The organism is Paenibacillus sp. J22FR5, from assembly GCF_059691975.1.
In genome coordinates this window covers 16,521-28,901 of the sequence record NZ_JCAUAN010000049.1, presented here as the reverse complement: position 1 = coordinate 28,901, position 12,381 = coordinate 16,521, and the positions used below count along the sequence as shown (strand labels likewise).

The 12,381-nt window shown below is 38.4% G+C and carries 12 protein-coding genes and 1 pseudogene; 10 read left to right on the top strand and 3 right to left on the bottom strand.

What is annotated here, in order from left to right:
* Nucleotides 1-153: 153 nt before the first annotated feature.
* Nucleotides 154-1,410 carry a glycosyl hydrolase family 18 protein gene (locus AC58P7_RS32070; RefSeq protein ID WP_497350151.1) on the bottom strand — a complete coding sequence of 419 codons (1,257 nt, stop codon included), beginning with the start codon at nt 1,408-1,410 and terminating at the stop codon, nt 154-156.
* A gap of 281 nt (nt 1,411-1,691) precedes the next feature.
* On the opposite strand from AC58P7_RS32070, the pseudogene AC58P7_RS32065 reads away from it, so the two are divergent.
* The 7 genes and pseudogenes from AC58P7_RS32065 to AC58P7_RS32035 form a co-directional block, all read left to right on the top strand.
* Nucleotides 1,692-2,423: pseudogene (locus AC58P7_RS32065) on the top strand (ABC transporter ATP-binding protein); the annotation flags it as partial.
* A gap of 42 nt (nt 2,424-2,465) precedes the next feature.
* The gene (locus AC58P7_RS32060) at nt 2,466-3,980 is read left to right on the top strand and encodes an ABC transporter permease/substrate-binding protein (protein ID WP_497350152.1); all 1,515 of its coding nucleotides are present in this window, start codon (nt 2,466-2,468) and stop codon (nt 3,978-3,980) included.
* A gap of 383 nt (nt 3,981-4,363) precedes the next feature.
* The gene (locus AC58P7_RS32055; RefSeq protein WP_497350150.1) at nt 4,364-4,738 is read left to right on the top strand and encodes a nuclear transport factor 2 family protein; all 375 of its coding nucleotides are present in this window, start codon (nt 4,364-4,366) and stop codon (nt 4,736-4,738) included.
* A 36-nt stretch (nt 4,739-4,774) separates the two neighbouring features.
* Nucleotides 4,775-5,521: an SDR family NAD(P)-dependent oxidoreductase gene (locus AC58P7_RS32050; RefSeq protein WP_497350149.1), complete on the top strand. Its 747-nt coding sequence runs from the start codon at nt 4,775-4,777 to the stop codon at nt 5,519-5,521.
* A 68-nt stretch (nt 5,522-5,589) separates the two neighbouring features.
* On the top strand, nt 5,590-6,336 hold the full coding sequence (locus AC58P7_RS32045) for an SDR family oxidoreductase (protein WP_047682607.1): 747 nt from the start codon (nt 5,590-5,592) through the stop codon (nt 6,334-6,336).
* A gap of 47 nt (nt 6,337-6,383) precedes the next feature.
* Nucleotides 6,384-6,731, top strand: coding sequence for a putative quinol monooxygenase (locus tag AC58P7_RS32040; RefSeq protein WP_497350148.1), 348 nt, complete (start codon nt 6,384-6,386; stop codon nt 6,729-6,731).
* Between the two features lie 157 nt (nt 6,732-6,888).
* Nucleotides 6,889-7,866 carry an SLAC1 anion channel family protein gene (locus AC58P7_RS32035; protein ID WP_497350147.1) on the top strand — a complete coding sequence of 326 codons (978 nt, stop codon included), beginning with the start codon at nt 6,889-6,891 and terminating at the stop codon, nt 7,864-7,866.
* Between the two features lie 54 nt (nt 7,867-7,920).
* Here the strand turns inward: AC58P7_RS32035 and AC58P7_RS32030 are convergent, their stop codons facing one another.
* Together AC58P7_RS32030 and AC58P7_RS32025 are read right to left on the bottom strand one after the other, a co-directional pair.
* Nucleotides 7,921-8,454, bottom strand: coding sequence for a permease (locus tag AC58P7_RS32030; RefSeq protein ID WP_497350146.1), 534 nt, complete (start codon nt 8,452-8,454; stop codon nt 7,921-7,923).
* Nucleotides 8,451-8,933 (bottom strand): hypothetical protein, encoded by a 483-nt coding sequence (locus AC58P7_RS32025; protein WP_497350145.1) that lies wholly within the window; start codon nt 8,931-8,933, stop codon nt 8,451-8,453. The genes AC58P7_RS32030 and AC58P7_RS32025 overlap by 4 nt, the downstream gene beginning before the upstream one ends.
* Before the next feature lie 667 nt (nt 8,934-9,600).
* Between AC58P7_RS32025 and AC58P7_RS32020 the strand changes: the two genes are divergently transcribed.
* The 3 genes from AC58P7_RS32020 to AC58P7_RS32010 all read left to right on the top strand — a co-directional run bounded on the left by AC58P7_RS32020 (nt 9,601) and on the right by AC58P7_RS32010 (nt 12,312).
* A complete protein-coding gene (locus tag AC58P7_RS32020; protein WP_497350144.1) occupies nt 9,601-10,839 on the top strand; it encodes an MFS transporter in 1,239 nt (412 codons plus the stop codon).
* The gene (locus tag AC58P7_RS32015) at nt 10,836-11,183 is read left to right on the top strand and encodes a winged helix-turn-helix transcriptional regulator (protein WP_497350143.1); all 348 of its coding nucleotides are present in this window, start codon (nt 10,836-10,838) and stop codon (nt 11,181-11,183) included. Before AC58P7_RS32020 ends, AC58P7_RS32015 begins: the two co-directional genes overlap by 4 nt.
* A gap of 358 nt (nt 11,184-11,541) precedes the next feature.
* Nucleotides 11,542-12,312 (top strand): pyridoxamine 5'-phosphate oxidase family protein, encoded by a 771-nt coding sequence (locus tag AC58P7_RS32010; RefSeq protein ID WP_497350142.1) that lies wholly within the window; start codon nt 11,542-11,544, stop codon nt 12,310-12,312.
* Nucleotides 12,313-12,381: the final 69 nt, after the last annotated feature.

Below are 12,381 nucleotides of genomic sequence, written 5' to 3'. Positions count from 1 at the left end.
TTAAATGTTTGTCCTTTTTTAGCCATAGAAAAATCCCCTCCAAGTTGTTCTCATTTCCTTATGATACCATAAGGTTTTTTTTGAGTGTCTACTTAAAGGGGATAATACCAGTGTGCTTAACGGTTTTTTCAATTTTTCGTTTTGTTAGAAATGTTACAATACTCTTTTTTGAGTGAAGAAATGCATAATCAAAAACGACGATTGGGGAAAGTTTAGACCAAGTTGCCAAGCACCTATACCACGTAATCGATAATCGATAACGAGTTGGCATTTTGCTGCTCTAGCACGTGCGTCCTCAAACCAAACAACATGTTTGTGGCCTTCCTCATCCCAATAACTAAAATGTGGCTGTTGAAATTGTAAGGAATAAAGGATGTTCACTTCATATTTGATAGCGGTATCAGTTGCAGATTTTACGGAAACTGCTTTGGCTTTAATAGGAACATCACCAAGGACAGTCCAATCGAAACCGTATCTAGGTACACCAAGTATTATTTTATCGGGGTTCATTTGTGTGAGGGCATAGTCAAGTGTATTGCGTATTTCATCAATTGGTCCAACAGGTCCTGGAGCTGAATGAGCTTCATGAAAATCGTAAGCCATGATAAAAACAAAATCGACAGCACTCGCAATTCCACCATAATCGTAGCCAGAATTCTCAGAATCTTTCCTTTTAATTGGTAACGCAACTGAAGTGTAAAACCCATCAGGTTTTATCTTTTCGTTTAAGGCTCGCAAAAATCCAGAGTATAAGTCTCTTTCGCTGGCAGTAATACGTTCAAAATCAACATTCACACCTGCATAGTTTTTTGTTTGCAGTAATGTATGAATGTTGCTAATTAATTGGTCGCGAAGTTTTGGAGATTGCAGAATATGTTTGGTTTTTTCAGAACTAAATCCTCCTGGTGTCAAATTTGTAATAACTGCAAGAGGCGCAACCTGATGATCACGGGAGGATATCACAGCGAGATCATCATAGTTGAGCTGACTAAGATTCCCCTCCTCAGTGATGTGATATTCAAATACTCCGTAATATGTATTTAAGATTGAAAAGTTTTGTGTGGTCTGTTGAATTTGTACTGGGTTGCTTGGTAAAAGATAACTTAATCCCTCCTCCAAGTATTTAGGACGCGGGGGTAAATAAAGACGCATTCCGATATATATTATGTTATTTTGCATCCCATTCGCTGTCTTTAGGAGTTGTATGGGAATATAGCTGATGCTGGAAATGTATAGAAGTGTATCACCAGATTGAACGATATAAATCAAAGTAGGGATGATGAGAACTTGACCGGGCACTAAACTCGCCTCGTTTAAACCATTCACAGTGCGAATGGAAGTAGATGATACTTGATATTTTACGGATATTAGAAAAAGAGAATCTCCTGATTTGACTGTGTAAATAAACATAGGGATCATACCCTCCCGTATCAATTATCCATAATACACCTATGGTTATTCACGTATTAGCATGTATAAGAACATATTAATAAAATTCATATAGAAAAAGACTTCCAGCTTAAGCGTATGCGAAATTGAAACCTGTTGTGTATATTCGAAATGTGTGGAGTAGTAAATAACTTTACCAAATGAAAGCATAATAACTAAAACTATATTTGCATTTTATTTTAAACCTGACTCTTTGCCTTCTTTTCATAGCGATAATAAATCAGTCGGGTAGGAGGAAGTACATGATTCGCTTTGAGCAAGTATCTAAGAAATATTCGGAACATAATTATGCTTTGCAGGGAGTCGATCTCCATATAGAGAAAGGTGAGTTTTTCGTTCTTATCGGACCTAGCGGTTCTGGGAAAACAACATTGTTGAAAATGGTCAACAGGTTAATTGAACCAACATCAGGTGAAATTTTCATTAATGAAAAGCCAGTACGTGATTATAACCTCCACGAGCTACGCTGTAATATCGGGTATGTACTTCAGTCTATTGCCTTGTTTCCTCACATGACCGTAGAGCAAAATATTTCAATTGTACCTGAACTTCAAGGCTGGAGTGCCAAGGCTATACACAGCCGGGTAAACGAACTGCTCGATATGGTGGGTTTAAATCCAAAAACGTATAGAATTAGAAGGCCTACTGAACTTTCTGGAGGACAGCAGCAAAGAGTTGGCGTGGTACGGGCGCTAGCTGCGAATCCCGACATCGTTTTGATGGACGAACCGTTCAGTGCTTTGGATCCAATTAGTCGTGAGCAACTACAGCAGGATATGCTTGAACTGAAAAAAACAATTGGAAAAACGATTTTGTTTGTCACACATGATATACACGAAGCACTTTTACTAGGCGATCGCATCTGTTTAATGCAGGATGGCGCTGTCGTTCAAGTGAGTACCGCTAAGGAACTAATAGAGAATCCAACAACAAATTTTGTGAAGGAGTTCATCGGTTCGGCTAATGGGAATAACAATAGCCATTAAACACAGTTGGGGATTAGAAAGGATGAAGCAATGAACGCGTTGTATCAAGTATTTATGGAACGGAAGTCTGAGCTCCTTGGAGCTATTGGTCAACATATTCAAATTTCGTTCATTGCTCTAATTATTGCAGTTATCATAGCTATTCCAATTGCCATTTATGGAACAAGGCGCCCACAGTGGGCAGAAGGAATAATCGGGGTATCGGCAGTGCTTCAAACAATTCCTTCCTTAGCATTGTTAGGTCTGCTCATTCCTTTCGTAGGAATTGGTAAAAAGCCTGCGATTATTGCACTCGTTATATACTCTTTACTGCCCATTTTACGTAATACGTACACGGGAATTCGGCAAATAGACCGAAATTTAATAGAAGCATCCAATGCAATGGGAATGAACGATTGGCAACGACTCTGGCGAGTAGAACTTCCGCTTGCCTTACCTTTTATTATGTCAGGCATTCGTACGGCAACAGTGCTTGTAATCGGAACAACAACACTCGCGGCGCTCGTTGGGGCAGGAGGATTAGGCAAATTAATCTTACTCGGCATAGATAGGAGTAACCATGATTTAATAATCCTCGGAGCTATACCTGTTGCCTTGCTCGCTATCGCATCAGACTATCTTTTACGCTTTGCGGAGCGTACTTCTCTAATTCGATTACGCACGTTTGTTGCTATAGGTTTGATTTGTATAGCCCTCATTATAGTTCCGCAATTTAGGGGGACGGCTGGCGGTGTGCTTGTGATCGGAGGCAAGCTGGGCACTGAGCCGGAGATTTTGATCAACATGTACAAGCTGCTTATTGAACAAGAGTCAAAGCTAAAAGTCGAACTGAAGCCTGGCTTAGGGAAAACTTTGTTTGTTTTCGAAGCACTAAAATCAGGAGCAATTGATATTTACCCAGAGTTTACGGGAACAATCGTTTCTACTTTTCTAAAAGAGAGAGCAGTCAGTACGAACCGTTCAGAAGTATACGAACAAGCTCGAGCAGGTATTCTTCATAGCGATGATATGATACTGCTGCACCCAATGAACTATAACAATACGTATGCTTTAGCAGTACCAACACAACTCGCTGTCGACAACCAGCTAAAGACCATATCGGATTTAAATCGAATTCGTTCGGCAATTCGCGCCGGCTTGACGTTGGAGTTTTCCGATCGAGAAGATGGGTATCGTGGCATAGAGAAATTGTATGGACTTCATTTTGCCAATCTTAAAACGATGGAAGCAAAGTTGCGTTACTCTGCAATCAAAACTGGAGACGTTAATCTCATTGATGCGTACTCAACTGACAGTGAGATTCAGCAGTATCACTTGACTGTTCTTGAAGATGATAAAAATCTGTTCCCGCCTTATCAAGGTGCATCACTTATTCGGCATGAAACTTTAAAGAAATATCCGGAGCTAGAGCGGATTCTCAATAAACTCGGAGATAAGATTACGGACGATGAAATACGCAAAATGAACTACCAAGTCAATGTGCAACAAATGGCCGCGGAACAAGTTGCTCATGACTATTTGAAGCAAGCAGGCTTGGTTCACTAATGGAAATAGTTCTTTGATCATTTGATAGCTATAAAATCCTTGTGTAATTTAGATTACGGAAAGAGGATATCCCAATTGATAAGATGATCCTATAGAGGAGGTTGATGCAATACTTTTTAAGGAAGGTATTAAAGAATGAATATGGATTGGATTTTTTTTCATATCAATCATTTTAAGCATAAAGACTGTATTATCACTTTTTACTTACTATGTAACCAGAAAGTAAGTACTTTTTTTATAGTAACTTTTGCCCCATAATGTCCCTTGTGGCCACGATAGCATTTAGTGAATTGATGATAGAATCAGCTGATTACATCATTTGGTGATGTAGAAGCATACTTACCAATGTTATTGTTAATTTTAGCATCGGGGGGAAGCGTTAAATGAGCATAACAATTGAGTTGTTAATAAATAAACATATTGAAATTTGGAGTGAAACTGATTCCAAAAAACGAAGAAGCAAAATTCAGGAAGCGTACACGTCAAACTGCCGGGTATATGATCCGTTCTTCTCACAAGTTGTTGTTGGTCATGACGCTTTGGCTGACCTGATTGATGAAGTACAAGCAAAAAATTCTGGAAGAGTGTTCACAACTATTCCCGGTTCAATAGACGAACATCATGATCAAGCGAGATTTAGTTGGAGATACGAATCATCTGAGAATCCAATTGTGATTACAGGACAAGACTTCATTACTATGGAGAATGGTTACATTCATACCTTAACTGTGTTTGTAGACAATCCGACTTCAGATTAATCATTCAATATAAATGTTGTAAAGGGGAAAAAGCATATGGGGAAATTTGATGGGAAAGTAGCCGTAGTAACCGGAGGTACCAGTGGGATTGGTCTCCAAGCAGCCTCGCAATTCGCACAAGAAGGTGCTCATGTATTTATTACAGGACGCAGACAAGAGGAGCTTGATGCAGCGGTAAAACAAATTGGGACCAATGTAACTGGTGTTCAAGGGGACATTTCTAAGCTGGAGGATTTGGACAAACTCTATGCTTTGGTTAAAGAGCAAAGTGGACATTTAGATATTCTCTTTGCGAATGCAGGGCTTGGTTATATGCTTCCATTGGGAGAAATTACAGAAGAGCATTACGATAAAACCTTTGATGTTAACGTTAAAGGTACGATTTTCACTGTACAAAAAGCTATTCCTTTGTTTCCAGATAACGTTGGCTCCATAATCATGACTGGTTCAACAGCGGGTTCTATTGGCGATCCAGCGTTCAGTGTTTACGGAGCTTCAAAAGCTGCGATTAGGCAGATGGCTCGTAACTGGATCCTTGATTTAAAAGGAACTAAAATTCGTATAAATGTCCTAAGCCCTGGATTTGTTCATACGCCTGCCTATGATTACTTATTCGGAGAAAATGTTGATGCTGTGATTGCTCATGCCAAGAATATAACTCCTCTAGGTAGAGTGGGAACGGTTGAAGAGATTGCCAATGCTGTTATGTTCCTTGCCTCAGATGAAAGTAGTTATATTAATGGTATTGAGTTATTCGTAGACGGCGGAGTTGCTCAGATATAAAAGTTTGAGTGTTCATTCTTTTTCTTATTCATTACTTATTATTTGCATAAATCGAAGGAGGAATTACAATGGGGAAATTTGAAGGTAAAGTTGCGGTTATCACTGGAGGCACAAGTGGGATTGGTCTTGCGACAGCTAAAAGATTTGTTGCAGAAGGGGCACATGTGTTTATTACTGGCCGTAGACAAAGTGAGCTGGATGCGGCAGTAAGTGCAATCGGTGAGCGCGTGACTGGCGTCCGAGGTGATGTTTCAAATCTGGAAGACTTAGATAAGCTTTTCGAAACGGTTAAACGGGAGAAAGGACATCTGGACATCCTGTTCGCTAACGCAGGAGTAGGATCGTTTCTTCCTCTCGGCCAAATCACGGAAGAACAGTACCGAAGCACGTTTGACGTTAACGTGATGGGAACCCTGTTCACCGTTCAAAAAGCGTTGTCGTTGTTCCCGAACCAGACTGGATCTATTATTTTGACTGGTTCTACGACAGGTTCGCTTGGCGACCCAGCGTTTAGCGTATACGGCGCATCTAAGGCGGCTGTTCGTCAAATGGCACGAAACTGGATTATTGATTTGAAAGGAACCGGAATGCGAGTAAATGTGGTGAGTCCGGGCATGATATATACGCCATCCTATGATAATTTGTTTGGCGATGCACTTAATCATGTCCTTGAATCCGCGAAAACAACCGTTCCTCTGAGCCGTGTTGGCAAGTCAGAGGAGATTGCGAACGCTGTTGTGTTCTTGGCTTCAGAGGAAAGCAGTTATGTAAACGGAGTGGAATTATTCGTAGACGGCGGTTTAGCTCAGATCTGACCGTGTTTAACAAAAATACTTTTATATGAAAATTAGGAGGATTTAAAATGAACAAAACAGAACAAACCGTAATTATTGCTCGCTTCAAGTTGAAAGCTAACTCGGATAAACAAGCCTTTTTTGATAACCTAAAGCCGCTTTTTGATACAATGTCCAAAGAACCTACTTTTGTAAATGGGATTGTACATGAGAACGTTGATGATCCAGATGAAATTGTACTTTACGAAATTTGGAATTGCTCTAAGGAAACTTGGCTGGCAGAAGAAGAAACGAAATCTTACCGTCAAGGTCCATACACTCGTGCGGCGGAATTCTTGATGGGTAGAGAGCTTGGTTTCTACTCGACATTGGGAGAATGGGGAACTTCGATTACTGCTGGTAAACATTTCTCCTAAATCAAACTTCTATTTTACGGTACAGCTTCTCGGAGTTTTAAGGAGCTGTACCTTTTATTTATATCAAACTCAAATGATATTCACCTGAATATCAGTCTAAATTACTTCACAAAGAGTTTTGGGATACAATATATTCGTAAAAGAAGGGGCATAACATGTGGAATCATTAAGATTGGCAAAAACAAATCAAAATGCGCTGCAATTTCTATCAGTTAACTCATTTGGATCGGTTATGGGCATATCAGGACTTTCGATTGCTTGGAGGTTATCCCATAATTTATTTGGAACCTCTTCATTGATTTCAGAATTGATTGGTTTATTGGGCATCATTATATTTGTGCTACTATGTATCTTTTACACAATAAAGTTGGTAAAATTCCCCCAAATTGTTTATTCTGAATTTTCTAATCCAATTGCTGGTAACTTTTTTGGAGCGATCACCGTCGGAATCCTACTTCTTTCTACACTCGTTTTACCGTACAGCCAAATTCTTGGCCAAGTGGTTTGGATAATAGGTACATGTCTAACTTTAATTTTAAGCTACTTCATGGTATCTCGTTTATTTAAGGTTAAGCAGGATCCACTTCACGCTGTTCCTGCCATGTTAATTCCTGCTGTGGCTACATTGAATGTACCAGTTACAGGAGTAACAATGCCGTTTGCGTGGGCTCATGAATTTAACATGTTTTGTTTTGCAATAGGGGGCATTTCAGCTCTTCTTTTCTTGACTATTATTATTGCCCGTTTAATACATCACGAACCTATAGCAGCAGCCATGAAACCTTCTTTGTTAATTTTAATTGCACCTTTTGAGATGGGCTTTTTGGCCTATGTGGATATAAGACAGTCTATCGATATGTTTGCCTCAATTTTGTTTTATTTCGGACTTTTCCTATTCACTGTACTATTTTTTAAGGCATATAATAAATCCATTCCATTCAGCACGGCTTGGTGGGCATTAAGCTTTCCCATGGCTGTTCTTAGCAACGCAGCATTGAAGTATGCTTTGTATGTAAACTCTATGCCAATGAAGGCCATTGCAGCCTTTATTCTTATCTTGGCTACATTTGTTATTTTGGTTATATTTATTCGGACTATTAAGCACTTGTTTAGTGGAAAGTTACTACAAGGTTAACAATTTGGTAATTATTCTGAAGCTTCATCTGCTTTTACCAATTCATCAGAAAATTTAAAGTTGTTCAGCTTTTTGGTACAGTTCAGCTTTTTGTTCTTTCGATGACATGAAATCAAGTAAGTATGCTATAAGAATAATTCCTGGAATGTTGATTAGCAGCCGGGTTAAGGCAAAGGTTGATCCTAAAGCAGACATTTCGAAAAGCAACATCGGTATTTTCGTTGAGGACCAAGCACCGATGAGAATCATAATATTTCTGAATTTGACACCTTTTTTTATGAAAGCGGCAGCAACTGGAAAAGATGCATAGAGGGGGCCAGCAGCAACAGAGCCAATAAGAAAAGCTAAAAAGATCCCCATCCATCCTGAGTTTTCCCCCATGTATTTCACCATGATTCCCTTTGGTACCCAAGTATCCAGAAGTCCCATTAATATAAAGATAGGCGGGATAACAAGCATCATTGCTTTCAGGCTTGATGTGGAAACTCTAATAGCATTCAAACCGACCGTCTCCTTATAGAAATACAAAACGATTAAAGCCATGATAGCCAATAACGGAAACTTGTATCGTTTAATTGTTTTGCTCATGCACCGACCACCCATCCAATGATCAAAGCAACTAAGAAAGAGAACAGAAATGCCGCGATATTTCGTGAAAGTGTTAGCCTTTTTCCGAAATATTTCATCTCCAATGGTGCAGTGACGATTCCCACTGTCAAGAGGGTAGAGACTAATGCAGCTGCCTGCATAATCCCTGCCCCTTCTTGTAATAACAGGGAAACCATAGGAAAGGCTACAAAGCCCGGTATGATGACAATAGAACCTGCAATTGCCGATATCAAAACACCAACCCAACCGCTGGATGAGCCAATGAAATGACTGATTGTTTCTGCATTAAGGAGTGATAGTAAAATACCCATTATTAATATTATCCCAAGTAATTGAGGTAAAATATTTTCGAAAGACTTCCAAGCTTTCATTAAAGATCGTTGCGTCTTTACCTTGTCTTTCCAATAGGAGAGTACCAACAATAATAATGTCAGCCCATATATGATCGTATTACTCATCAGTCGACCTTCTTTACTTTTATTTTATCTGTCCTTTTTTAAAAATATCTGCAAATAAAATTCGTGACATCATCTGAATTTAATTATTATCACTATTCATATTCAAATGTATGCAACAAAACCAGCTGTCCAAATTATTCTTTGAACTGCCGTTTTAAAGGGCACACTTGACGAAGATTTTCTGTCAAAATTAGATAATATTAAGTGGAAAAGGCAGCCGCTCCAATTATGGGCGACTGCCAATACTTTTATTATGATCTTATTTCGTTTTGAAATTTGTTAATACTTAGCAATCCTTCATAAATTGAGCATAATCTAACTGGCTATTTCGCTTGACTTGTTTGTTTTGACCGGTTGTATTCTTGCATGCTGAACGAACTTCATATTATAACCAAGCCTCAATGGACACATTGGGGTTATTAATTTTAAAGAAAATTTGAAATGTACTGTCATAAACCCTTTCCTAGCTACAATTATTTCTTTCTAGTTACTATGTAACAAATAAGTGGGTACTTCTATTATTGTTACTTTTGATTCATAATATCGTTTGTAGCCGGGATATGATTGATAATGTACGAAAGCTTTTTTACTTTAGCTCAACACTCGCAACAAGCAATCCGTAAAAGATTACTAAAATTGAGTATATAAACTTAATGGGGGTTAAATAGTGAATAAAAGTCAGTTGTCTTTACAGCAAAAGTTCCTAATATTTAACTTGTTTTTATTAACTTTTGTACTCGGTACCAGCGAATTCGCCATTGTAGGACTATTAAATGAGATTGGCACCGATCTTGATATTTCTATTGCAACAGTTGGAGCATTAGTAACTGGTTTTGCGCTCGCTTTTGCAATTGGTACGCCAATTTTAACAGCACTATTAAGCCGCTTTAATAAGTATCCCATAATGTTAATATTGATTTCCTTCTTTATTGTTGGCAATGTCATTAGCGCATTATCCAATACTTTTGCAATATTATTTTTTTCCCGCATAATTACTGCCATTGCTGAAGGTTTCCTGGTTGCATATGCGCTAAATATTGGAACAAATGATACCATTCCAGATGAAAAGAGGGGATTCGCGCTCTCAGTCATATTCTCAGGATTTACCTTCTCCAGCGTTATTGGCGTACCTTTGGGAACATATATTGGACAAGTTTACGGATGGCATATGACCTTCTGGACAACATCAATGTTAGGTGTAATTGCGCTTATTATCTCAATAAGCATCCTCCCTAAAAATATTGATGGGGTAAAAAACTCTATTAAAAATCAGATTGGTCTGCTTGTTCACCCACAATTCATATTGGCGTTCTTAATTCCTGCCTTGAGTATTGCGGCAACATTCATTGTGTATACGTATCTCATACCAATTATGGCTGATGTATTGTCCATTCCAATAGAATATGTAAGCCTGGTTCTTCTTATATATGGTATTGTATCAGTCATAAGTAACATGCTTGGAGGTAAAATAGCTTCAAAAAATGGAATCAGCAAGCTTAGATACATTTTTATATTTCAAGCTTTGATTCTCGCTTCATTGTATGTAACAGCTTCTACTATTTTTGATGCGATGATTAGTATATTGTTAATGTCTTTAGTAGTTTTTGTTCAAGGGTCTACCAGTCAAATTTATTTTGTTGAATTAGCAGAGAAGCATTTTCCAGCAGCCAGAGATTTAGCATCATCGTTAACCCCTGTATCCATAAATGTAGGTATAGCTATCGGATCTGCTATTGGTGGCTTGGTTGTAACAAATTTGGGACTAATTCATGTTTCATGGGTGGGTGGAATCTTTGCCTTAGCTGCTTCATTGGTAACTTTTATAAGCTTCCGTATGAATCAAAAAGAGAAAGGAAAAACCATGATTAAACTCATAGCATTAATTATAAGGAGTTATTCAAGATGAAAACTTATTATTGTGACATTGAAATAACCATGGAAATAATAGGAGGTAAATGGAAGGCACTAATTTTATACCATTTGATAAAAGGTCCAAAAAGAACGAGTGAATTGAAGCGACTTGTGAATAGCATTACTCAAAAGATGCTCATACAAACACTTAGAGAATTAGAGTCTGATAGAATTATTAGTCGGAAAATGTATAATCAAGTACCGCCAAAGGTCGAATATTCTGTAACAGAACTCGGACAATCACTTGAGCCTGTCTTGCGGTCACTTTGTCAATGGGGAGAGAATTATGCAGAGAAATCCTTTGTTGAAGGTGAGGTTCAAATCTTAAATTTTGAATAAGGGTAAAATACATTCTCATCAAAAAAGCTGAATCATGTTCTTATTGATTCAGTTTTTTGTATGGTATTAATCAGAAAACCATACAGGTTGTTATTGCACTTGTTCGGAATGCGCTTCTCCAAATCAACTTCGGTATGGCAAAAATCTTAAGATTCAAATCATGGAATGCGCATTTTAGGAAGAAGTGATGGACAGGATAACAGAAAATTCTGCTATTAAGCGGGAGTGCCGGTGGAGTAAATGTAATCAATTAGGAGATAAGATTATGGACGTCAACATGCGTGTCGAGTCAGTAGATATTTGGAACATCCCCGTTTGTAATATCCGAGATTCTATCTAATGTGGAGGGAAACATACGATGCATGAAGTATTTCATAAGGGCGAACTGATGGTTCAATATCTTACGGGAGAAACAGCAATTGCTAATCAGAATGCAAGTATGGTTAGTAATCGGTTTTCAGGAGGGATCATTAATTTCCTGAAAACGCAACAGTTTGCGGTTTTATCTTCCACGGATGGAGAAGGAAATGTATGGGTAACATTTTTAACTGGAGAACCTGGTTTCGTTGAGGAACTAGATGAACATAGATTGATTATTCGAGTCAAAATGATTACTGGTGACCCGTTAATTATAGGCTCTAATCAAAAAGAAGTCGGATTACTTTTTATCGATACGAAACGTCGGATCAGAGTTCGTGTTAACGGGATAGTCACGATGGAAATGTCACAACTCATAGTAACGGCACAACAGATTTATGGGAATTGTCCGAAGTATATTCAAAAAAGAGCGATATGTACAGAAAAAGACGTTTTTAGATTGTTAAAGTCGGAACAGCGAAGTAAAGAACTGACTCAGCATCAAATGGATTGGATTTCTCAAGCCGACACATTCTATATTGGTAGTACAAATTTTCGTGGAGAAATGGACGCCTCACATCGAGGTGGAAACCCGGGATTTGTGCATGTAATTAATTCAAAAACGTTAGAATTTCCTGATTATACGGGCAACTCAATGTATAACACTTTGGGAAACATTCAATCGAATCACTCAGCGGGCTTGTTAGTGATTGATTATGACCACCGGTCATTCATTGCATTTAACTGGGTTGGCGGAAATCATTTGGGATAAGGCCGCGGCTGCACCCTTTCCTGGAGCGGAACGAGTAGTGAAATTTGAAATTAAAGATGTAGTTCAAAT